At 47.5% G+C, this 23,848-nt stretch carries 24 protein-coding genes; 21 read left to right on the top strand and 3 right to left on the bottom strand.

What is annotated here, in order from left to right; genetic code table 11:
• Positions 1-582, bottom strand: a 582-nt coding sequence (lolB, locus tag OS145_RS05395) for a lipoprotein insertase outer membrane protein LolB (protein WP_006955212.1), incomplete at its 3' end; no start/stop codon positions are given.
• Positions 583-731: 149 nt separating this feature from the next.
• On the opposite strand from lolB, the gene hemA reads away from it, so the two are divergent.
• The 13 genes from hemA (at position 732) to OS145_RS05460 (ending at position 15,307) form a co-directional block, all read left to right on the top strand.
• Positions 732-2,003 (top strand): glutamyl-tRNA reductase, encoded by a 1,272-nt coding sequence (hemA, locus tag OS145_RS05400; RefSeq protein ID WP_006955213.1) that lies wholly within the window; start codon positions 732-734, stop codon positions 2,001-2,003.
• Between the two features lie 2 nt (positions 2,004-2,005).
• Complete coding sequence (gene prfA / locus OS145_RS05405) at positions 2,006-3,094, top strand: peptide chain release factor 1 (RefSeq protein WP_006955214.1); 1,089 nt, start codon at positions 2,006-2,008, stop codon at positions 3,092-3,094.
• The gene (gene prmC / locus OS145_RS05410; RefSeq protein ID WP_006955215.1) at positions 3,094-3,942 is read left to right on the top strand and encodes a peptide chain release factor N(5)-glutamine methyltransferase; all 849 of its coding nucleotides are present in this window, start codon (positions 3,094-3,096) and stop codon (positions 3,940-3,942) included. The genes prfA and prmC overlap by 1 nt, the downstream gene beginning before the upstream one ends.
• A gap of 13 nt (positions 3,943-3,955) precedes the next feature.
• Positions 3,956-5,425: a DUF3369 domain-containing protein gene (locus tag OS145_RS05415; RefSeq protein WP_006955216.1), complete on the top strand. Its 1,470-nt coding sequence runs from the start codon at positions 3,956-3,958 to the stop codon at positions 5,423-5,425.
• Positions 5,426-5,477: 52 nt separating this feature from the next.
• The gene (locus OS145_RS05420; RefSeq protein WP_006955217.1) at positions 5,478-5,852 is read left to right on the top strand and encodes a SirB2 family protein; all 375 of its coding nucleotides are present in this window, start codon (positions 5,478-5,480) and stop codon (positions 5,850-5,852) included.
• A 44-nt stretch (positions 5,853-5,896) separates the two neighbouring features.
• Positions 5,897-6,700, top strand: a complete 804-nt coding sequence (locus tag OS145_RS05425; RefSeq protein WP_006955218.1) for a SirB1 family protein — start codon at positions 5,897-5,899, stop codon at positions 6,698-6,700.
• A gap of 44 nt (positions 6,701-6,744) precedes the next feature.
• Positions 6,745-8,016, top strand: a complete 1,272-nt coding sequence (locus OS145_RS05430; protein WP_006955219.1) for a DUF819 family protein — start codon at positions 6,745-6,747, stop codon at positions 8,014-8,016.
• A gap of 11 nt (positions 8,017-8,027) precedes the next feature.
• Entirely contained in the window at positions 8,028-8,867 is an 840-nt protein-coding gene (kdsA, locus tag OS145_RS05435; RefSeq protein WP_006955220.1) for a 3-deoxy-8-phosphooctulonate synthase, read from the top strand.
• Between the two features lie 9 nt (positions 8,868-8,876).
• Entirely contained in the window at positions 8,877-10,367 is a 1,491-nt protein-coding gene (locus tag OS145_RS05440; protein WP_242603652.1) for a TrkH family potassium uptake protein, read from the top strand.
• Between the two features lie 30 nt (positions 10,368-10,397).
• Positions 10,398-11,171, top strand: coding sequence for a ZIP family metal transporter (locus OS145_RS05445; RefSeq protein ID WP_006955222.1), 774 nt, complete (start codon positions 10,398-10,400; stop codon positions 11,169-11,171).
• Between the two features lie 26 nt (positions 11,172-11,197).
• Positions 11,198-12,142 (top strand): MBL fold metallo-hydrolase, encoded by a 945-nt coding sequence (locus tag OS145_RS05450; protein ID WP_006955223.1) that lies wholly within the window; start codon positions 11,198-11,200, stop codon positions 12,140-12,142.
• Between the two features lie 85 nt (positions 12,143-12,227).
• Positions 12,228-12,905, top strand: coding sequence for a TetR/AcrR family transcriptional regulator (locus tag OS145_RS05455; RefSeq protein WP_006955224.1), 678 nt, complete (start codon positions 12,228-12,230; stop codon positions 12,903-12,905).
• 62 nt (positions 12,906-12,967) lie between these two features.
• Positions 12,968-15,307, top strand: coding sequence for an acyl-CoA dehydrogenase (locus OS145_RS05460; protein ID WP_006955225.1), 2,340 nt, complete (start codon positions 12,968-12,970; stop codon positions 15,305-15,307).
• A gap of 22 nt (positions 15,308-15,329) precedes the next feature.
• Here the strand turns inward: OS145_RS05460 and OS145_RS05465 are convergent, their stop codons facing one another.
• A complete protein-coding gene (locus OS145_RS05465; protein WP_006955226.1) occupies positions 15,330-16,655 on the bottom strand; it encodes a S41 family peptidase in 1,326 nt (441 codons plus the stop codon).
• A gap of 129 nt (positions 16,656-16,784) precedes the next feature.
• Here OS145_RS05465 and nagZ point away from each other — a divergent pair, with 129 nt between their 5' ends.
• On the top strand, positions 16,785-17,789 hold the full coding sequence (nagZ, locus tag OS145_RS05470; protein WP_006955227.1) for a beta-N-acetylhexosaminidase: 1,005 nt from the start codon (positions 16,785-16,787) through the stop codon (positions 17,787-17,789).
• Here nagZ and queC read toward each other — a convergent pair whose 3' ends face one another.
• Positions 17,790-18,449, bottom strand: a complete 660-nt coding sequence (queC, locus tag OS145_RS05475; RefSeq protein ID WP_006955228.1) for a 7-cyano-7-deazaguanine synthase QueC — start codon at positions 18,447-18,449, stop codon at positions 17,790-17,792.
• A gap of 48 nt (positions 18,450-18,497) precedes the next feature.
• Between queC and queE the strand changes: the two genes are divergently transcribed.
• The 7 genes from queE (at position 18,498) to OS145_RS05515 (ending at position 23,848) form a co-directional block, all read left to right on the top strand.
• A complete protein-coding gene (gene queE / locus OS145_RS05480; RefSeq protein WP_006955229.1) occupies positions 18,498-19,169 on the top strand; it encodes a 7-carboxy-7-deazaguanine synthase QueE in 672 nt (223 codons plus the stop codon).
• Positions 19,170-19,257: 88 nt separating this feature from the next.
• Complete coding sequence (locus tag OS145_RS05485; RefSeq protein ID WP_006955230.1) at positions 19,258-19,548, top strand: Flp family type IVb pilin; 291 nt, start codon at positions 19,258-19,260, stop codon at positions 19,546-19,548.
• Complete coding sequence (locus OS145_RS05490; protein WP_006955231.1) at positions 19,545-20,777, top strand: hypothetical protein; 1,233 nt, start codon at positions 19,545-19,547, stop codon at positions 20,775-20,777. The genes OS145_RS05485 and OS145_RS05490 overlap by 4 nt, the downstream gene beginning before the upstream one ends.
• A complete protein-coding gene (locus tag OS145_RS05495; protein WP_006955232.1) occupies positions 20,761-21,324 on the top strand; it encodes a hypothetical protein in 564 nt (187 codons plus the stop codon). The genes OS145_RS05490 and OS145_RS05495 overlap by 17 nt, the downstream gene beginning before the upstream one ends.
• Entirely contained in the window at positions 21,312-21,815 is a 504-nt protein-coding gene (locus OS145_RS05500; protein ID WP_040487724.1) for a hypothetical protein, read from the top strand. Before OS145_RS05495 ends, OS145_RS05500 begins: the two co-directional genes overlap by 13 nt.
• A 157-nt stretch (positions 21,816-21,972) precedes the next feature.
• Entirely contained in the window at positions 21,973-22,653 is a 681-nt protein-coding gene (gene cpaB, locus OS145_RS05510; protein ID WP_006955235.1) for a Flp pilus assembly protein CpaB, read from the top strand.
• Positions 22,654-22,666: 13 nt separating this feature from the next.
• Entirely contained in the window at positions 22,667-23,848 is a 1,182-nt protein-coding gene (locus OS145_RS05515; RefSeq protein WP_006955236.1) for a Flp pilus assembly protein CpaC, read from the top strand.

The raw sequence follows: 23,848 nt of genomic DNA on the forward strand, positions 1-23,848 counted from the left end.
GTCGGTTTCGGCATGTATTTGCTCAGGTAAAAGCTGCTGAGGTTGGTAAAACCATGTGAGTTGCCAATGATCACCTGCACTTGTTTTGTAATGTGCATTAATGAGCCGACCTTGTTTATCAAAGTGAAATTGCGTAAATCTCGGGTCGAGACGACCCAAGAGCCAATGGGGCAACTCATCTACCGGCAGCCGCATCCCAGTGTATTGATAAAGCAGGTCTCGCGCTGAGCGGCTTTGTACCTGTTCGCCATCGACTTTTATCGTTGCAACCTGAGCGCTTATATTCAAATGGGCTAGTTCCCCACGTAAGGGATGTGTAATCACAATATCTTGCTGTTGAGGCGACGAACGCCAACTGAGATAAGCACTGTCTTTACTGTTTGATTTGATTTCTGTCAAGGCAAAGCGACCCGATAGCTGCCATCTATTTATTCGTTGCAAGCGTGTTTGGTGCGCTTGAACTTGCTGATTGGTAATATTAGTACCAACACTTTGTTGCGGTGGTTCGGGTATGCTGCAGGCTGTTAAAACGAGGCTGCATAATAGCGTCAGCAATGTCCAACGAGAGATTTTTAACACCACAGGGGAATTCGCCTTTATCAATTAAAGAGGATAGAACATATCGTTTTGCGTAGTTGACCAGAATTGTCTGTGACTTTCAATAATCCCTCCGATCACGTACAATCCGCTCAGCGTTTTCAACCCTCTGTTAGAGTAAACCGCGACTCCCGATGACCATTTCAATTTTAGGCATAAACCATAGAACAGCACCTGTCGAGTTACGAGAGCGCGTAGCTTTTGGTCCGGTGCAATTAGAACAGGCGTTGACTGAGCTTAAGCAGTTACCTGGAATTGAAGAAGCCATCATTGTATCGACCTGCAATCGTACTGAACTTTATTGTCATGGTCATGCCGAACATCAGCCGATGCTGCATTGGTTGTCACAATTTCATGGCATCACGCCGAGTGAACTTGAGCAACATCACTATTATCATATTCAAGAAGATGCGGTTGCACATTTGATGAGTGTCGCTAGCGGTTTAGATTCATTGGTGCTTGGAGAGCCGCAGATACTAGGACAAGTGAAACAAGCATACCAGCAGGCGAAGCATTTTAATGTGGTGGGTGGTATTCTCGAGCGACTTTTTCAAAATACGTTCCGTGTTGCTAAAGCGGTTAGAAATGAAACCGAAGTTGGTCAAAATGCGGTGTCTGTCGCCTTTGCTGCTGTTAGTTTAGCTAAGCATATTTTCGGTGATTTAAAACATTCGAATGTACTTCTGGTGGGCGCTGGTGATACGTCTGAACTGGTTGCTCAACATCTTGTGCAGCAAGGTGTTAGCTCTTTAAACGTTGCCAACCGCACTTTGCAGCGTGCCACCGAACTGGCTCAACGTGTAGGCGCCGAGGCACACAGTCTGAGTCAGTTAGGTGAGTTATTACCGAATGCAGATATCGTAGTTAGCTCGACCGCCAGTACTTTACCGATTATTGGTAAAGGGCGTGTTGAAAAAGCATTAAAGCAGCGTCGCCATAAACCCATTTTACTCATCGACTTGGCGGTACCTCGCGATATTGAGGAGCAAGTGAATGAATTGGATGACGCGTACCTCTATACGGTTGATGATTTACAAAATATAATCAGCGAAAATATTAAGAACCGCGAGCAAGCCGCGCAGCAAGCTCGCAAAATTATTGCTCGGGAAGCCAACCAATTTTTAGATTGGTTACGCTCCCTAGATAGCGTTACGTTAATTAGGGACTATCGGCAACACACACAGAAAGTTGCGCAGCTCCAGCTAGAAAAGGCGTTGGCGATGTTGCAACAAGGCAAGCCAGCCGAGCAAGTCATGCAAGTTCTCAGTCACAAACTAACGCAACAACTCGCGCACCGACCCACGCAGCTGTTAAAACAAGCGGGCGAGCAGGGTGACCAAACGACTTTGTCAGTGCTTCAGCGATTGTGGCTTGAGGATGATAATCAGAATAAGGAAACCAATTAAGCATGAATCCATCGATAGAGCGCAAGCTTGAGGGATTAATTGAGCGTTATGAGGAAGTGCAAGCACTACTGGGCGAACCTGATATTATTTCAGAACAGGATAAGTTTCGTTCATTATCAAAGGAATACGCTCAGTTAGAAGAAGTAGTCAGTGCGTTTAATTCTTATCGACAGGCGCAATCTGATCTAACCGCTGCACACGAAATGGCTGATGACGATGATCCCGAAATGCGTGAAATGGCAAATGAAGAGATTGCCGATGCTAAACAGCGGGTGGAAAGCCTAGAAAACTCATTGCAAGTACTACTGCTGCCTAAAGATCCAAACGATGATCGCGCATGTTACCTAGAAATCCGTGCGGGCGCAGGGGGTGATGAAGCGGCGATTTTTGCCGGCGATTTGTTCCGCATGTACAGCCGTTATGCTGAACAACACGGATGGCGCGTAAGTACTGTCAGTGCTAACGAAGGCGAACATGGCGGTTATAAGGAAGTGATTGCGCAGTTAAGTGGCGATGGTGTCTATGGTCGTATGAAATTTGAATCCGGTGGGCATCGTGTTCAACGCGTACCTGAAACGGAATCTCAAGGGCGGATTCATACGTCGGCATGTACGGTGGCGGTGTTGCCCGAAATTCCAGAGGCAGAAGCCATTGAAATAAATCCAGCTGACTTGCGCGTTGACACCTTTCGAGCGTCGGGCGCAGGTGGACAACACGTTAACCGAACGGACTCTGCGATTCGTATTACTCACTTGCCGTCGGGGGTGGTCGTTGAGTGTCAGGAAGAGCGCTCACAGCACAAAAACCGTGCCAAGGCGATGTCGGTACTGCAATCACGATTACAGCGCATGGAAGATGAGAAGCGCGCGCAAGAAGAAGCCAGTACCCGACGCAGCTTGGTGGGAAGCGGTGATCGTTCAGAACGTATCCGTACCTACAATTACCCACAAAGCCGCGTCACAGATCATCGTATAAACCTCACTCTATATCGCTTAGATGAGGTACTTGAGGGCGGGCTTGACCTATTGTTGGACCCGATTATCACTGAACATCAAGCTGACCAGCTCGCTGCATTGTCGCAAGATAATTAATGAACTTAAGTATCGAAGACGCGCTCAAGTGGGCGCGTCAACAGCTTGCAACGGATTCAGACTCAGCCGATGCTCAGGTTGACAGCCGCGTATTGTTATCTTACCTCCTCGATAAGCCATTGAGCTATTTCATGACGTGGCCGGAACGTCGTTTAACGGATGCACAATTTCAACAATTGCAAAACTGGGTTGCGCGACGTTGCCGAGGTGAACCCGTTGCTTATATTGTTGGTGAGCGAGAATTTTGGTCACTCTCTCTTGCGGTAGACAAAAGCACACTGATCCCCCGACCGGATACCGAATGCCTTGTAGAAACAGCACTGTCACTATCCTTACCGGCAGATGCACGGGTTTTAGATTTAGGTACTGGAACGGGCGCGATCGCACTGGCGCTGAAAAGCGAGCGTCCAGATTGGCAGGTGACCGCAGTCGATTGGTCAGCATCGGCAGTGTCGCTTGCTCAACGTAATGCGCGACGTCTTGGGCTTGCTGTTGAAGTTTTGCACAGTCATTGGTTCGACAGTTTGGCAGATCGAAGCGTTTACGATCTAATCGTTAGTAATCCTCCCTACATTGCTGAGGATGATGCGCACTTAGCTCAAGGTGATGTGCGTTTTGAGCCCCGTTCGGCACTTGTCGCGGAACGCGCTGGGATCGCTGATCTTCATCACATCGCAGAACAAGGTCACGCGTACCTGAAACCGAACGGTTGGTTGCTAATGGAACATGGTTGGCAGCAAGCGCAAGCGGTTATAACTTTATTACGTGAATTCGGTTATAAAAACGTTAACATATGGCGAGATTATGGTAATGTCGAACGAATCACTGGCGGACAGAAAGTGAAATAAGAGAGAGACCATTATGAGCAATCAGTTCATGTTTGCTGATGAGCCGCAACACTCGCAACCTGCACTCCTAAAAGACACATGGAAGGTGCTTATTGTTGATGATGAACCCGAGGTTCATGCGGTGACAAAATTGGCATTAAGCGATTTTGAGTTCCTCGGTCGAGGTCTTGATTTTTTCAGTGCTTTTTCGGGTGAAGAAGCGCGTCAATTGGTGGATCAACATCCTGATGCTGCCATTCTATTACTCGACGTGGTGATGGAATCTGACGATGCGGGCTTGAAAGTCGCTCGTTATATTCGTGAAGAAGCGGATAACCACTACACTCGGATTATTCTTCGCACAGGTCAGCCAGGGCAAGCGCCCGAGCGTACAGTGATTGTCAATTATGATATCAACGACTACAAATCTAAAACTGAGCTTACTGCGCAGAAACTGTTTACTGCGGTGATGTCGTCGTTACGTTCGTACCGCGATATCATGTCGGTCGATCAAAGCCGTCAGGGCCTCGAGAAAATCATTGAAGCATCGGCCAACTTATATACATTGCAACCTATGCAACAGTTTGTTGACGGTATTGTCCAGCAGCTCAGTTGGGTGATCGGCGGAGCCAGGCAAACGTTGTATGCAACGGCGACCGACGATGGCCGTGCTTACCGTGTTGTTGCCGCCAATGGCGAGGATAGCGACGTTGCGATGGGGCAAACTTTGCGTGCTGTATTACCGGGCAAGGCGCTCTCCGAGCTCGATAACGTCATCCGTGATAATAGCCATTATTATGGAGATGATTTTGTACTGATGTATTGTCGGAGCCATTGTCGTCCTCAAGGCTCTGTGTTGTTTATCGGTGGTATGTCGCGTGCGCTCACCGATGATGATCATCATGTCTTAAAGCTATTTGCTGAAAACGTGCAGAAAGCGCAAGACAATGTCGTGTGTATCGAAGATACAGACGTTCTTATGGCGGGCATTGCTGACCAACTAGTGCGCCTGCAAGCAGTGCACTTTGATAGCAGCACCGTTGGCGGGTCTGAGGCTATTGCTTATCGCATCGGCACTACGTTATTCGATGAGACCACCGCCATCAATATAAGTTGTGCGTTGACGCTATATACACGCGCTAAACCTTTGTTGTCGTGTATTGAGCCTAACGCAGCCGCTCACGAAACCAGTTGCCAACAACGAATTGCGACGTCACTGCGAGGACTGAAAAATGGTCAAGAACAAGCAACACAATTTGCTTTTACGGCGTTAATGGATCGATTGGAGCGTTGGGATGGATTAGGTTTACCGGATGGCAAAAAGGGAAGCTCGATTGCTCAACCGACTCAAGTCATCTTGGTATCGGAACAAATCGCCGATTGGCGCGCGCAGGGATTGGCAGAAAGTGATATGATTACGCGTTTGCAAGACGAACGCGGGCGTTATTACTCTCCCGACTTTTTAGATAACGTCATTAAACACCTAAGCGGTGTCCTGGCGTAGTCATGATTAGCGCGTCTACTGTGCATTTTTTTGACGGCAAGGAGAATTAATTTTGTATATCGCATTTAAACATTTGCACGTGCTATTTGTCGTGATTTCCGTGGCTTTATTTATGCTGCGTTTTTTCTGGGTGTTGAAGTCCCCTCAACAGTTACAGAAGAAGTGGGTGAAAATTGTGCCGCATGTGAACGATACTTTTCTTCTGTTAAGTGCCATCGCGATGATTATTATCGTTGGTGGGGCGCCTATTGGCGCAGCATGGCTGTCTAATAAAATTATTGGCCTTGTCGGCTACATTATTTTTGGTCTAATTGCTTTTAAGGCGTCGAGTGCTGCTTGGCGTTGGGTTGGATTTTTAGGTGCTGTGGCTTGGTTATTGTTTCTTTTCCATGTCGCTTATTCAAAAATGCCCGTACTGTTTGCGTAAAATACGCAAAACGCATTCACACACTCAATTTTACTTAGGTGACCATGTCGTATTCTTTTCTTGAGTCCAGTGAACAAGAATGGCTACCAACAATTGATATTATTTGGGAAATCAGTCGTCAACTTGGCTATCGAAAGGTAGCCGATATTGATGAATTTTGGCAACAAGTGGACAACTTTGGAGGTTTCGAGGAAGACGCCTCCGCGGCAGATAAAATGGCTCAGTTGGGACGTCATTTTTATCGCCAATTGGGTTACAGCGATGCGCCTGAATCATGGGTTAAATCCCATCGAATTTTAATCCATGATGTGTGTATGCAACGCACGGGTGTGCCCTTGGTGTTAGCAATGTTATTACACGCAGCGGCGCACCGTCATGGCTTGCATGTTCAACTGATTGACTTTCCCGGTTATCCGCTACTTAAATATGAAGCGCACAACCAAGCGTACTTTTTTGATCCTCATACGGGCGAGTCAGTGCGCTACGAAGATATTGTTCATCGGTTCGATCACCTGATGGACGGAGATGCTGAATTCTGTTGGGAGTGGGCAGAAGCAACACCGCAGTCAGCGCTTATCGAAGCGTATCTGACTGAATTAAAACAATGCTTCATGGCTGAGGCTCGCTTCGAGAAAGCGTTGCGTTGTATTGAGATGTTGCTCGTTTTACGGCCCAACGATCCCTATGAGATTCGAGATCGTGGTTATTTGTACGAAGAATTAGGTTGTCAGCATATTGCAGCAGACGACTATCAATTTTTCGTTGAGCAATGTCCTGATGACCCCAGCGCTCAGTTGTTAAAGTTACAATTGGAAAATTATGCTGGACCGTCGCATATTGTTCATTGATAAAAACAGTTTAATAAGAATGATTAAAATTAAGGAGTATCCAGATGCTGGCAGCTGCACCTAAGGTTGCAGAGACGACCGCTTTGATCACCAATGATGGTGTGATTATTGGCTTGCTATTAGCCATTTTAGGGTTGGTTTTTTATACCCACTCGAGCAAACATCCTGCGTTTGAAAAGTTTTATAAATACGTTCCAGCATTGTTGCTGTGTTATTTCATTCCATCACTGCTGAACACATTTAATATTGTCGATGGCAATGCCACTGCTGTGACAGATATCACCATGGATTATCTCTTACCTGCGTGTATGGTGCTATTGACTCTGAGCTTAGATCTGAAAGCGGTTGTAGGTTTGGGATCAAAAGCGCTTATTCTATTTTTAACAGGTACGTTGGGTATTGTTATAGGGGGGCCCATAGCGTTGCTGTTGGTCTCCTTAGTCTTCCCAGAACTACTGGGTGGTGCAGGACCGGATGCGGTTTGGCGCGGCATGACTACGATTGCAGGTAGTTGGATAGGTGGTGGTGCAAACCAAGCGGCGATGAAAGAAGTTTACGAAGTCGGCGGCGGCATCTTCTCTGCAATGGTTACAGTCGATATCATTGTTGCCAACCTTTGGATGGCTGTACTGCTTTATATGGCGGCAAACGCGAAGAAAATTGATGCGCGCACGGGCGCGGATACCTCGGCGATTGACGCAATTCGCGCGAAAGTTGAAAAATACGAGGCTGAACACGTGCGTAATCCCAGTTTACGCGACTTGATGTTGATTTTAGCTGTTGGTTTTGGGGTAGCGGGCTTGGCTCATTTACTGGCCGATTGGATAGCACCCGCCATCGGAGAGCATGCGCCGTATTTAAGTCGTTTTAGCTTAGATAGTTTGTTTTTCTGGGTCATCGTATTAGCAACAGCAGGCGGGATCGCATTATCGTTCACGCGTGCCCGGTCTCTTGAAGCGGCTGGCGCCTCTAAAATTGGTTCAGTTTTCGTTTATATTCTAGTCGCCAGTATTGGTTTACATATGGACGTCACCGCAATCGTTGATGCCCCTAAATATTTCTTGATAGGTGCTATTTGGATGATGATTCATGCAGGCTTGATGCTACTTGTTGCTAAGCTGATAAAAGCCCCTGTCTTTTACATGGCTGTGGGAAGTCAAGCCAATGTTGGCGGTGCTGCGTCCGCGCCCGTGGTTGCATCCGCTTTTCATCCTTCGCTAGCTCCGGTTGGTGTATTATTGGCCGTGATGGGTTATGCATTGGGTACTTATATGGCTTATTTAGCCGGTCAAATCCTGCGTGTTGTCGGTAGTTAAGGAGCGTTAGTATGCAATCCGTTGAAATGGGTAATATTACGTTTGATAACCAGCGTCCGTTTGTTTTATTTGGCGGTCTCAATGTACTCGAATCTCAGGATCTCGCGCTCCGCACCGCTGAGCACTTTATGAAGGTGACCGAGGCATTAGGTATCCCTTATGTCTTTAAAGCATCTTTTGATAAAGCAAATCGCTCATCGATTCATTCGTTTCGAGGGCCCGGATTAGAGGAAGGCTTAAAAATATTTGAAGCTGTAAAACAGGCTTTTAATGTACCCATTATCACGGATGTACACGAACCTTATCAGGCCTCGCCGGTAGCTGAAGTCGCTGACATTATTCAGCTACCCGCCTTTTTGGCACGTCAAACCGACTTAGTTATGGCTATGGCAAAAACGGGCGCGGTGGTTAATGTTAAAAAACCGCAGTTTTTAGCGCCGCATGAGATGAAACATATCATCAAGAAGTTCAATGAAGCAGGCAACGAACGTATTTTGTTATGCGAGCGGGGGAGTTGCTTTGGCTATAATAATTTAATTGTTGATATGCTGGGCATGGATGACATGAAGTCAATGGCACCGGTCGTGTTTGATGCGACGCATGCTTTACAGCGGCCTGGAGGTCGGCTCGATTCGGCGGACGGTCGTCGGGCGCAAGCTGCCGAGTTAGCGCGTTCGGGAATGGCGCTGGGATTAGCCGGACTATTTATTGAGGCACACCCAAACCCAGATGAAGCAAAGTGTGACGGTCCTTGTGCGCTACCATTGGCAAAACTCGAACCCTATTTGCAGCAAATGAAAGCAGTTGACGACTTGGTCAAATCATTTGCCCCCCTCGATACTACGAACTAAACCGTTGCCATGTTAAAGCCGTCACATATGCAGGCGCCAACTAAACTTACTGGCGTTGATGCGGCAAAAATTTTGTCGCGAGCAGTCGGCGGCTTGTTAGCATTGTTATCCATCGCAATGCTATTACCGTTTGCGGTAGCCGTCGCAAACAGCGAAAAAGAACAATGGACCTACCTCACGTTAGCTGTTATCGGTGTGGTAGTCGGTACCGCGTTGTTTCTACAAAAATCGGGTGATGCCAAATTACGAGCTAGACAAGTGTTTTTGCTGACATCACTCTGTTGGTTATCTGCAAGCCTATTCTCGGCACTGCCATTTATTTTCGCGCAACCCTACTTGAGCTTCGCAGATGCTTGGTTCGAATCAATGTCCGCCATCACCACGACAGGGGCTACGGTGATTGTTGGGCTTGATAACCTCCCTCGCGCGGTGCTGCTTTGGCGTGGCATGCTGCAATGGTTAGGCGGCATCGGTATCATTGTTATGGCGATGGCGATATTACCGTTTTTGCAAGTCGGTGGTATGCGACTTTTCCAAGCTGAATCCTCAGATATCTCCGGTAAATTTATGCCTCGTTCGAGCAATATGGTATTTGCGATTGGGCGAGTCTATATTCTTTTAACGCTTCTGGTGATGTTGCTGTATTGGTTTGGCGGGATGCACACCTTTGACGCGATTGTGCACGGCATGACTACAATTGCGACGGCTGGCTTCTCCAATTATGATGCCTCGTTCGGACATTTTGCCGATAGCCCGTTTTTGATGATAACGGGAACACTCTTTATGGTCGCCGGTGCTTTGCCCTTTGTTTTATATATTCGTGCGCTGAAGGGGGATGTTGGTCCGCTGTATCAAGATTCCCAAGTACGTGCTTTTCTGATTTTTCTTGCCGTCGCAATTACCTTTATCACACTGGTGCACGGTACGCGTGGTCGAGATGTCTTTGATGCATTAATTCATACAGCCTTTAACGTGGTATCGGTCGTAACGACGACCGGCTACGCAAGCGAAGATTACGGACAGTGGGGAAACTGGGCATTAATGGTGTTTTTCTACTTGATGTTTGTCGGTGGTTGCACGGGCTCTACCGCTGGCGGTATGAAGATCTTTCGTTTTCAGCTCTCACAACTGCTACTCAAAAAGCAGTTTAGTCAGCTAATACACCCGAACTTAGTTAGGGTTCAAAGTTACCAAGATCGCCGTGTCAATGATGCCTTACTGGGTTCTATGGTCGCCTTTTGTTTTATGTATTTTCTCCTCGTTGCATTTATCGCGCTAGGACTATCTTTGTTTGATCTTGATTTCCTAACGGCGATCTCGGGTGCCGCTTCTGCCGTAAGTAACGTAGGTCCCGGTTTGGGTGAAGTAATCGGTCCCTCGGGTAGCTTCGCGAGTTTAGAGAGTGGTGCTAAATTATTACTGGTGTTTGCCATGTTAGCCGGGCGTCTAGAAATAATGACCGTGCTGATATTGTTTCATCGCCACTACTGGCGACACTGATACCTTTTTATCAAAACGTAGGACTAACTTATGGATCCTTGGTTGCTTGCCTTTTTTGTAAGCGGTGCTAGTGGCTTGATGACAGCACTAGGTTCCAGTGTTGTTCTTATTGGCTGGCAACCGAGTCAGCGTCATACCAATATTCTGCTTGGGTTTGCTGCTGGCGTGATGTTGGCTGCAGCGTTTTTCTCTTTGATTGTGCCGGCGCTAGAGATTGCCAGTAATCTCTATGGCGATGGGATCATTCCTCCGTTAATGGCGGTTACGGGTATCCTTGCTGGCGCTTTACTCATTGCGCTTATTGATAAGACCGTACCCCATGAGCATTTTATCAAAGGCACTGAAGGCCCCGTCAACTCACGTCTAAGTCGCTTGTGGCTATTCATTATCGCGATCACGATTCACAACATCCCAGAAGGCTTAGCGGTCGGTATAACGGCTGCTGGCGAGGACTGGGACGCAACAATAGCGATTGCCTCCGGTATTGGTTTACAAAATGTGCCAGAAGGGTTGGCCGTTTCTTTGGCCTTGTTAGCCCTTAACTATTCGCGCTTTAAGGCGTTTTTAATTGGTGCTTTGACAGGGTTAGTTGAGCCAATAGGTGGTTTGTTAGGTGGGATTTTTGTTGGCTTAACGGAGTGGCTGTTGCCTTGGGGGTTATTGCTTTCAGCCGGAGCGATGATTTACGTCATTAGCCATGAAATTATTCCTGAAACTCACCGCGAGGGTGAGCATTCTAAAGCCAGTGGCGGGTTGATGGTTGGATTGGTCATAATGCTGTTTCTAGACGTATGGTTAGGTTGAGTTCATTCTATAGAGGATAAAAAACCATGTTTAAACGTTCAGTTTTAACCTTAACGTTGGCTAGCACTTTGAGTTTCAGTGCGATTGCAAGCGCTCCTCAGCAAAAGACTTCGGCGCCGGGCTATTACCGTATGATGTTAGGTGATGTCGAGGTAACGGCTATATCTGATGGTACGACAGAGTTACCGGTGCATCAGCTGTTACAAATGGATGCGGACAAGGTGCGTGAAAAACTCGCCGAATTTTATCGTCAGTCACCGTTGGAAACCTCGGTCAATGCTTACCTTATTAATGACGGTGAGTCTCTCATTTTGATAGATACCGGTGCGGGCTCAATGTTCGGCGCATCTTTAGGTAATCTCGTCCGTAACATCGAGGCAGCAGGCTACAGTACCGATCAAATCGATGAGGTGTATATTACTCACATGCACTCAGACCATATCGGCGGGCTGATCGATGATGGAGAACGCGTGTTTAAAAATGCGACCGTTCGCGCGGATAAACACGACGCGGACTACTGGCTATCAAAGCAACAAATGCAACAAGTGCCTGAAGCACAACAGGGTGGTTTTAAAGCTGCGATGAAAGCCTTGGATGCTTACGCAGAAGCGGGTCAGTTTAAACCTTTTGTTGCGGGCGAAACGCTCGCCGGGAATATTAAAAGTGTGGAAGCCTACGGCCATACTCCTGGACATACGATGTATCGGTTGGATGCAGGTGACCAAACCTTAGTCTTTTGGGGCGATATTATGCACGTCGCGGAAGTGCAGTTTGATCAACCGCAAGTGACGATTGCGTTTGATAGTAATCAAGATGAGGCGCGAGAGCGACGCATCAAAGCCTATGCTGAGGCAGAGAAAGAGGGTTATTATGTCGCGGGCGCGCATTTACCATTTCCTGGTGTGGGCCAAGTAAAAAGCGATGGCGATGCCTATGACTGGGTACCTGTAAATTACTCGCCGATGTGGTAACTTGCCATAATATTTCAGCGAACACTTGATCGCTGAAACGACATCGATTAAATTAAACGCATGTTTAAAATGTGTGTTTCTAATCATGTCTAATCTTAAAAGTCATGCTAGCGACGCCCCGTCATCAGTGCGGGCGTCGTCTAACAAGCCCTCAACACAGAAGCGGATACTCGATACCGCCGAGCGATTGTTTGCGAAAGAGGGGTTTGAACAAACGTCTTTACGCCAAATTACCCAAGAAGCGGATGTTAATTTAGCATCCGTCAACTATCACTTTGGTTCTAAGAAAGCACTCATTCAGGCTGTGGTAGCACGCTACATGGATGTGTTCATGCCTGCGCTGGATGAGGAGTTACGTGGTCTTGATGATGAATCAGCGCTAACAACATTGCAGGTGTTTGAAGCCTTCAAGCTGCCATTATTTTCGTTGAACGGTATTCATAAACGCGGCACCGAGCGCTTTCTTCGGCTACTCGGTTTTGCTTACTCAGAAACTCAGGGTCATTTACGACGCTATACGCAATCGGCATTTGGCAATGTGTTACAGCACCTTTTGGCGCTGTTACACCGAGCCAACCCAAAGCTTTCTGATGAAGAAATGTTTTGGCGCTTACACTTTGTACTTGGTGCGACTGTGTTTGCGCAGGTATCTGGGCAGGCACTGATTGAAATCGCCCGAGCTGAGTTTAATTATGAAGTGAATATTAAAACCGTCATTGAACATTTGATCGTATTTATAGCAGGTGGACTTGAACGTCCTTAAAGGCAGACAGCTCTGCTAGGTTGTTCTAGACTGACTGTAATTCCCATTGTTTGGAGAGTTGAATGGAAATCTTGATATTAATTATCGTGCTGTTGGTCATTGTACTCGCAGTGGGTGATATTCGTCGCAGCTTAATTACTAAGCCGGTGTTCAAATTATTTAAACGCATTCTTCCGCCGTTGTCAGACACTGAACGTGAGGCAATGGAGGCAGGTGACATCTGGTGGGACGGCGAGTTGTTCAGTGGACGTCCAGATTGGCAGAAGCTACTGGAAACGCCTGAGCCGAAGTTGACCAGCGAAGAGCAAGCGTTCGTCGATAATCAGTTGGCTGAGTTATTGGATATGTTGGATGATTTTAAAATCGTTCAACAAGATAGAGATTTACCTAAACCTGTTTGGGACTTTTTACGCAAGGAGCATTTCTTTGCCATGATTATTGGTAAGGAATATGGTGGTTTAGATTTCTCTCCAGCGGCTAACTCTTACATTGTTTCGCGTATCGCGTCACGCTCTATCAGTGCTGCGGTATCGGTGATGGTGCCGAACTCTCTCGGTCCAGGCGAGCTGTTAACGCATTACGGTACGGATGAACAGAAAAACTATTGGCTTCCGCGTTTAGCGGACGGTACGGATATCCCATGTTTTGCATTAACGGGTCCTGAAGCAGGCTCTGATGCAGGTGCTATTCCCGATGAGGGCATTATTTGTAAAGGTGAACACGAGGGCAAAGAAGTCGTTGGTATTCGTCTAAATTGGTCAAAACGTTATATCACGCTGGCGCCCTCAGCAACGGTGCTGGGTTTGGCATTTAAGTTGTACGACCCTGAAAACTTATTAGGTGATAAGAAAGAGCTGGGTATTACCTGCGCTTTGATCCCGACATCACACAAGGGGGTGGTCACTGGGGATCGTCACTTCCCGCTGAATCAAGCGTTTTTAAATGGGACCACCTACGGTGAAGATGTTTTCATTCCTTTAGAGTGGATCATTGGCGGCGCGGATTATGCGGGTAAAGGCTGGCGCATGTTGGTTGAGTGTCTATCTGCTGGTCGTGGTATTTCATTGCCCGCATTGGCGGCAGCTTCAGGTCACGTCACACAACGTATGACAGGTGCGTACGCTTATGTGCGGCAACAGTTCGGTTTACCGATTGGTGTATTCGAAGGCGTGCAGAGCGCTATGGGTAAAATTGGTGGAACAAACTATACCTTAGAATCGATGCGCCGGCTCACCGTATCTGCGTTATGTCAGGGCAAATCACCTTCGGTTGTTACGGCTATGACCAAGTACCACATGACTGAGATGGGTCGTGAGGTCATCGAACATGCGATGGATATTCACGCAGGTAAAGGGATTCAGCTAGGTCCACACAACTACCTGGGTCATAATTATATGGCGACGCCGGTCTCGATTACGGTCGAGGGCGCGAACATTCTAACCCGTAACCTGATGATTTTTGGTCAGGGTGCAACACGCTGTCACCCGTATGTCCTAGAAGAAATGAAAGCCGCTTCGAACCCAGATGAAGAGCAAGGTTTAATGGCATTCGATGGCCTGCTGATGAAACATGTTGGCTTTGCCGTTAGTAATGTGTTCAGCAGCCTTTGGATGGGTTTAACAAGTTCGCGCTTTAATGAAACGCCGGTCAGTGGTGAAACGGGTCGTTATTATCAGCACTTAACGCGCTTTAGTCGTGGCTTAGCCATGGCAGCGGACGTGTCGATGCTAATGCTGGGTGGTGACTTAAAACGTAAAGAAATGATCTCTGCGCGTTTAGGTGATGTTTTGAGTCACTTGTATATGGCGTCAGCGGTGCTGAAGCGTTTCGAGGACGAAGGACGACAAGCGGCTGACTTACCTTATGTGCATTATGCAGTGCAGAGCCACCTACATAAGATTGGTTATGCATTTGATGGATTCTTCCGCAACTTCCCGAAACGTTCAGTGGCGGTACTCATGCGCGCAATGGTATTCCCATTGGGTAATCACTTTGCACAGCCGTCGGATGAGTTATTACAAGACATTAGTACTGACATGATGAAGCCGGGTATCACTCGCGATCGTCACACGTTCTTATGCTATTGGAAAGATGATGAGAACGATATGACAGGTCATATGGAGAAAGCATTCTTAGCGATGTTGGATATGAAAGACGTCTATAAGAAGCTTCGTAAGGCCGAAAAACGCGGTGAGCTATCGGGTAACTTGAATGGTCAGGCGTTAGCCGATAAGGCGAAAGAGCTTAATATTATCAGTGCAGAAGAAGCCGATAAGCTGGCTCATACCGAAAAACTTCGAATGACAGCGATTGGTGTCGATAGCTTTGCCCCCGGTATTATCGAAAACAATCAGTTCTATACCACGAAGGGTGATTTACGCAAACAAGCCGTGCGTGATTAACGCACGGCTCTGGACGTGGTATTTACTGTAATGTGGCGCGCTTATCTTTCATGGTAAAGATAGGCGCGTTTTTGTAAGCGGGTGTTGATACGTGCTCCATAGCTGCGGTACTCACTGGACACTGACCGTTAACAATGAAATCGCGAGCAGCACCGGTTAGCGGATCGGCAAACTCGCCCCAATCGGCGACAATTGCATCATTTACTGGGCAGTCAGGCGATAGACCATCATAGTACTGACCTTGTCCCTCCGAGTTCACGGTTTCAAAATTAATAGCGAAGGTGACCTTATCGCATAACTCTTGTGGTTGTTGACCCACAGGTTTACCACAACTGGTTTCACCGATCGTGATCACATCAACGTGCGGCCGTAATGAGTTAATTACCAACTCAGAGGACGAGCAACTCGCCCCTGTGGTGAGTACAATGACTTGATCCAGATCGAGCTGACGGATGCCATCAACCAAACTAAAGGGCACCGTCTCATTTTGCGCCGCGTTATTATCATTGAAGCGATATTGAATGAAGGTTTTGCCCTGTACTTGCGTACCTGCGGTCTGGGTGGCAAGTTGGTTAGCATAACGAATTAACCCTCCGCCGTTGTATCGCAGATCAATCACTAAACGGTCGATGTTGTTGGCATCCAGTTCATTGAATACTTGATTGAGGTCGTTACCTGTCCGATTGATAAACGCATCAAGGGTAAAATAACCCACACTTTGACCATCAAGCTGCCAAATCGTTTGACCCATTACTGTGTTCGTTGCCACTTCATCCTTGGTAATAGTCGCGCTTTGCTCGTCCCCGGTCGGAGTTCGCCAGGTAATATCCCTTGTGATGCCTGACTCAGCAGGTCCCAATGCATCGTTGTAGGTCCCATTCGCGAGGAGTTGTGAAACGGGAACGCCATCGATCGCAATAATTTCGTCTGCACGGCGCATGCCAGCGTCCCATGCGGGTGAGTCTTGGTAGACGAAACGTAGTTTCACACGTTCAGCACTAATCTGTTGCTGAGAAAAACCAAAGCCTGCGTATTCAGCTGAGACAAACAGGGCGTCATATTCATCTTGCGTCAAAATATAACTGTATCGATCTTCGGGGGCACGCAATTCCTCAAGTAGTTGATAAACATCGTCATAGGCCTCAGGTTCAATGGTTTGCGGTAGGCTGTCGTTCCAAAAATAATCTTCCTGCATGTACTCGAAGAAGCGTTGGTTTTGATCCGCGAACGAGCAACTGGCGAAGTTATTTCCTCCACCTGTGGTATTGCTGTTATCGGACGAAGAACCGCCACAAGCGATAAGCGCAGCGCACAACGAGCATGATAAGACTGAACGTAGAGGTTTCATTTTGGCCACTCTTGTTAACGACGTGTTAATGATCTTATTACATGCTTATTTTTTACAGGGGTCAAGCTGTACAATTCGGTCACCTCTGGCAAACTAACGGTTATCAACACGAACACATGAGACAATGACATGGCACAGGTAATGATCGATATCGCGGGTACTGAGTTAACCGCCGAAGATAAGCAATTATTAGCGCATCCGGATGTTAACGGACTGATATTGTTCACCCGCAACTTTGTCAGTATCGAACAAGTAGAAAGCCTCGTGGCGGCTGCTCGCGCCGCGTCTGAAACTCCCTTGTTAGTTGCTGTTGACCATGAGGGCGGGCGAGTACAACGGTTTCGCGATGGTTTCAGTGCTATCCCCGCAATGGCTCGTATCGCTGAGCTGCCGCACGATGAACAGCTAGCTGCAGCACAAGATTTGGGTTGGCTTATGGCACGCGAAGTAAGAGCCGTCGGTATTGATATTAGTTTTGCACCGGTATTAGACATTAATGGATGCAGCGAAGTGATTGGTGACCGTGCTTTTGCAAGCGACGTTCAGCAGGTCGCGCATATCGCGCAAGCATTTATTGAGGGCATGCATGAAGCAGGTATGGGTGCAACAGGTAAGCATTTTCCTGGACACGGCTCGGTAGCAGCGGATTCGCACTTTGCAGTGCCGGTTGACAGCCGCTCAAAAGAAGCCATTTTTAATACCGATCTCCCTGTTTTTGATATGTTGGCCGATCGACTTGCCGGCATGATGCCTGCGCATGTGATTTACGAGCAGGTCGATCCGCAGCCAGCGGGATTCTCTCATTATTGGTTACAAACCATACTGCGCGAACAACTGGGCTTTAACGGGCTGATTTTTAGCGATGATTTGTCGATGCAAGGAGCGACAGTGGTCGGCGATATGCGTCAGCGCGCTTTGGCAGCACTGCAAGCGGGTTGCGACATGGTACTGGTATGTAATGATCGCGATGCGGCCTTTGAACTACTGCAACAGCCGTTACCTGATACGTCGGCTCGCAGTCGTCAGCGCTTACAAGCGATGTTGGGCGCTGCTAATTACGAGCGTATGGATGAGCTACAACGCTCGAACCGTTGGCAGGAAGTGCAACGCTGGCTCGAGCGTATCAGCGGTTAATTAAGCTTCGTAGGGAAGGGGGTCGGTGACGCCATTGGCGGCAAAGGCCTCTAACCGCTCGACACAGGCACCGCATTTACCACAGGCTTTATCACGTCCGTTGTAGCAGGTCCACGTATCTGCGTAGTTCAGGTCCATACGCAAGCCGTCAGCGAGAATGGCATTTTTATCAACATCAAGGTACGGCGCAACCACTTCTACAGGTTCGTAGTTTGCCAACTGACTGACCACGTTCATTTGGCGTACAAATTCGGGGCGACAATCGGGATAAATTGCGTGGTCACCCGAGTGAGCGCCATAATAAACGGCACTTGCGCCCTCGGATACGGCGTAACCGATCGCTAGTGACAACAAAATCATATTGCGGTTGGGTACGACTGTCGACTTCATTGAGGATTCTTCGTAATGCCCCTCAGGGATCTCAATGTCGTCAGTTAAAGAACTGCCCGCTAGCAAGGTGTTAATTGCGGTTATATCAACGATTTTATGAGGAATATTGAGTGCTTCGCAAACTTTAGCGGCCACATCCAGCTCGCGCACATGGCGTTGACCATAATTAAAGGACAATGCCGATACTTCATGACCTTGCTCTAATGCTCTATTCAGTACTGTAAATGAATCCATTCCACCTGAATAAATGACAACCACCTTTTGCGACATTCGCTGACTCCCCGTATAATTAAGCTTCCAATCATTTTAGCGAAAATCATGACTTACCGCATTAACGAAATTTTTGAAACTCTGCAGGGTGAGGGGACCTTTACGGGTGTGCCTTCAATTTTTATCCGCTTACAGGGGTGTCCTGTTGGTTGCCCTTGGTGTGATACGCAACACACATGGGACGTGAAGCAAGAAGACCAAGTGTCAGTTGCAACGATGATGGCAAAGTCTGAGGCAACGTCCGAGTGGGCGGAGATGTCCAGTGCTGATATTGTCGAACTGATAAAGCAACGCGGCTATCGTGCTAAACATGTCGTGATTACCGGTGGCGAGCCTGCAATGTATGATTTGCGAGAACTGGGTGAGGTGCTGGAAGCCCAGGGTATGCGATTACAGATAGAGACAAGCGGTACTTATGAGTTGCTCATTACAGCCGGTACATGGGTGACAGTATCGCCTAAGCTCGATATGCCTGGGGGCTATTTAGTGCGCAGCGATTGCTTGAGTCGTGCCGATGAAATCAAGCACCCGATCGCGATGCAAAAACATATAGATGCTTTAGATAGATTGTTGCAAGGACAAAAGCTTAAATCGGATGTGGTTATTTGTTTGCAGCCTATTAGTCAACGTCCACGAGCCACCGAACTAGCGATGAAAACCTGTATTGAGCGCAACTGGCGTTTGTCGGTACAGATGCACAAATATCTGAATATCGAGTAAGTTAAAGTTAGATCGCCCTCGTTAGGTAGGGCGATACTCATATTTCCCTTCTATACTGCGGATTCCTTTCACAGCTCGAGGAATCAGTATGTGTCAATTTAATCACTTAACTCGAACCCATCACCGCCAACACGGTCAGGGAATGACAGAATACATCATTATTGTTGCCTTAATTGCGGTTGCTGCAATTGGTGTGTATTCCATGTTTGGGCAAAGCTTACGAAACCAAGTCGCGGGTCTGGCTAAAGAGATGACAGGTCAAAGTGCGTCTTCGGAAATCAATCAAGCAAGACAGTCAGCACGTACCGCATCAACGGTAGCGAAAAAGAATATTAACTTAGGCAATTACGACGAAGCTAACCAAACGGAAGAACAATGAACCGTCTTCTACGTAGCCGAGGTATGGCACTACCGCTTTACCTAGCCTTATCAACCTTACTTTGTTTAGCGTTGCTCTCAGTCACTCAGTTAGGTCAACATGCGCGTCGACAGTTTTATCTACAAAGTGTCGCCGATAATGCTGCTATGAGTGCAGGTGTATTAATGGCGCGGCAGCTTAATTTTGCCGCGTTATTAAACCGAGCCCTGATTGGTAATCAAGTTGCACTTGCACAGTGGGTGGGCTTGCATAGTTGGTTCAATATGATGGTGTCATTAATCAACAATAGCGCCACGGTATTGTCCTTTGTTCCCGTTCTTACCGGACCTATGGTTACACTCAAACGAGCGCTTAAAGGTATTAAATTGGGCACTGAGCGTGGTTTGTCTGCCGTGGTTATGCTTCACGTTGCTATTATTCAAGCGATCTCGGCACTGCAGACCGTATTACAGCACACCTTAATTGCCGAAATTCCATTTTCGATCGAGGACGTGGTAGCGGCACATGACGACCGTTTAGAGTGGGACGCCTTTCATGGCGGCGGTATTGTTCCTTTTCCAGCGCTTTGGTGGCGGTTGACCCAAGTCGAGTCAACACGTGACAAAGAGCAGTCAGCGTTTTTTAAAACGCTAGTGCTGAAGAGCCGAGATCCGTTTTCTAAAAAGCGAACCTACAATTGGCTCGATACTTATGCACTAAAAATTCGTCGAGCCGGAGGTAGTGACTTGGCAACGCGTTGGAATGGTGAATGGAATTGGCATGCTATCGATACAGTTTCAGCGCACTGGCGTAAATATTGGGCATTCGGCAGTATGAAAGAGCGTTTGCCGCTGGCGTGGGGGGCTTCGGCACAGTATGTTCGTGTAAAACGTTGGGCATCACTGTACGGTGAATCCGAGTGGATCAATCCATGGGCAACGTGGCTAGGTTGGCAGTCGATGCCGCGGCTCAAAGTGAAACAGCCTGCATTTCGCTTTGTTCGCTTACAACATAAAGCACGACTCGGTGCTGATAAAATTGTTATCAAAGTCACTGACCCTGAATCGGAGCAACAAGCCGTGGCAAAAGCCGAAGTGTTTTTTTCGCGTCCCAATAGTTTATTTCCGCGCTCCGACAGCAAACACGAGAAGGAAAATCTATTCAATGCGCTTTGGCAAACAAAATTGTCGCCCCTATCGCTGATTGAACAAACTGTATTAGGCATCCAAGCCTATGAAAAGTCGACTTAACCTACAATTAAATAGCGGTCACGTATTAGTCGAGTCGCTTATAGTGGCGGGACTTTGGGTGCTGTTGGTGCTGTCTATTGCTGATGAACTCTTACCCGCTGTCAAGACGAGCGAGACGACGTTAGCTCAACAGCGACACCGCATCTTTTCTGAGCCTGAAGATTCCGAGCTATTGCAACGCTCAAGTGATTATACCTCGGCTCAGGTCAGTCATCGCATTCTCGGACCGTTGGATAAACTCGTAAAGAATGAACTGGATATCGATAATTTCGTGCAGCCTGAACAAGAAACATCGCTATGGCCTATGGCGCAGATACGCAATGATTGGTCGGCGAGGGATGATGCGGCGTTACGCGACCGTCCTGCAGGTTGGGTGATTAATCGTGTGTTAGACATGGGGTGGTTGAATGCAGTGCGTGACATCATCGCTATTTTGCCTTTTGCCAGAGAGTTCTCAAGTGATTCATTAATTTGGGGCCATATTGATGACGAAATCGTCCCTGAGGAGGAAGAAACGTGCTCGCGGATATTCCAATGGCTTTGTTGATGTGGACATGGGCTGACCCCGCTCCAGTCCATGAGCTGATACGTTTAGTAGAGCCTGCACAGCCGGACTGGCATCAATTAGAAGAACAGTTCCCTGATTGCCCTGTCACCACTGAACTCAAGCTATGGGTTTGTGAAATTGAACAAAAAATCTGGCTATTACATCAAGGAGAAAACAAGCACTGGTGGTTATCATCGATAGACATGAATAAGCCAACAACGCAACCTCCGCCGATAAATATTGGTCTGAAACCATTCGGCTACGGGACGCAACAAGGCTATCAATATTGGCTGTTTATTGAGCCTGTTGGACGCGTTGCTATGCGACGACAACTTGAATTTCGGTTGAGTCAGTTAAAACGTCAACGATTATCCGTAAATAGCTCGCACGAACTCATTCATTTGCCTGCATTAAACAGCTTACTTAGCCTCTATAACTATAGCCAATGGACGGTATTGATATGGTTAAAGCATCAGCAGGACAAGCGCTGACAGAGTCACTGATATTGTTATTAATGTGCGCTGTATTTTTGTTTGGCACCGATTGGGGACAGTCGGTTGTAGAGCAACTCAGGCAACTGGGAAACTTATTGACACTGCATTTTAAAACCATGCTCAACTTGATTAGCTTTGTACCAGGGAGTGGAATGTGAAAGCGAAAAAGCAATGGGTCATTTTATTGCTCATGAGTATTGTGTTGACGGCTTTCACCTTGTGGTTATTGCGCTCATACCTTAACTACGAGACGGCTAAACGTTTGAAGGCTGAGACACCTCCTGAACAGGCTATCGTGGTATTTAACCAAGACTTAAAGGCCGGCACCTTGGTTGATGCTTCGATGCTATCGCTACGTCAGTATCCGACTCATTTAGTTAACCCAGGCTGGATGACAGAAGACTATGTCGGCACGATCTTAGATCTACCTATCAAACGCGCAGTAACCGCAGGTTCACCCGTTGAAGAGACTCAATTCGAGTTGAACTATCAAAAGCGGATGGCCGATCGCTTACCTGAAAACCACTGGGCGATTACCCTACCGGTCGACCTGATGCAATTACACGATGGACAGTTGCAACCCGATGATCGTGTTGACTTAGTCAGTAAAAAACCAATGCAAGATAGCTTAAGTGTGGTGGAGAATCTTCGCGTGCTCTCCGTAAATGGGACTGATCTTGGTCAAGGGATGTCGGTTACTTTGGCGGTCTCGGCAAAGCAACGGTTCCGGTTAGGGCAGATGATCGGTGATGGCATACAGTGGTGGGTTCGTTCCACCGGTAAGCGGCAACCATGGCAGACATACGAGCGTCGTTCAGCAATTTTAGATTGGTAGGAGCATTGATAGGATGGTAAAGCGAATACTTATTATACTCTTTGCTGCTTGGGTTCAAACCAGTAATGCGGTCACCACCGAAAACTTGACCTTAACGGTGGGCCAAAGCGAACTATTAACTATCACACCCAGCACACAAGTGATGATTGCTGATGAAGCGCTCGCACAAGCCAAATTGATCTCGCAAGATACGCTCTTAGTTCGTGGTTTATTGCCAGGTACTACCGATATGTGGTTGATCGGACCGAACGATAAACGTGTCGTTATCACCATTGTGCATGCGGTGCCGAAAACTATCGTTACGCGTTTAAAAACCTGGGCACGGGATTATCCGAATTTTAATGTGCATGAAGAGGGTCAGCACATCGAACTGAGCGGAAGTTTACCAGCGCTAGAAAGAACGGCACTCAAGAAACTTATCGAACCTTATCCGAACATAATTGACCGAACCGTGTCGACGCGTGTCGACCACCCAATGCTTAGACTCAAAGTCACTATTTTGGAGATAAAGCAACAGTTTGTGCAGCAGTTAGGTATTCAATGGGACTCGCAAATAGACGGCCCGAATTGGCAGTGGGGCCGTCAAGGGGGCGTGCAGTGGAGTCCTCTTCTGATGTCAAACATTCAACTACTCGAACAGCAAGGCGCTGCAAAATTGCTCGCTACCCCTGTTTTGACTACACAGAGTGGACAGCCCGCCTCATTTCTTGCCGGTGGTGAAATACCGATTCCACAAGTGGTAGGACAAGGTATGCAGGACGTGAGCTTTCGAGAGTACGGTGTACGCCTAACAATCGAGCCTACGGTGTCAGCTGAAAGTAAAATTACAGCCAAACTGAGTGCCGAGGTCTCAAATATCGATCCGGCGGTAGAAGTCAACGGTGTTCCAGGCATATTGACCCGTCGAACAGAGGCTGTACTAAGCTCGCGACACGGCGAAACTGTGGTTTTGTCAGGGTTGTTAAGTACGGATAGTAGTGAGTCAGAGGCGGGTCTACCTGGATTAAAGCAGTTACCTATCGCAGGAGAGGTATTTAAACATCGTGGTCAGCGAAACCAACATACCGAATTACTGATTTTTGTCACCAGCGAAATTGTTGCTTATGACCAACAGCGCCATCAACTGAAACAGCGCCATCAGCAACAAGCAAAGGAATGGTATTTACAAGCGGGTTGTATTGGACTCAAGGAGTGA

Source organism: Idiomarina baltica OS145 (genome assembly GCF_000152885.1).
Lineage (GTDB): Bacteria > Pseudomonadota > Gammaproteobacteria > Enterobacterales > Alteromonadaceae > Idiomarina > Idiomarina baltica.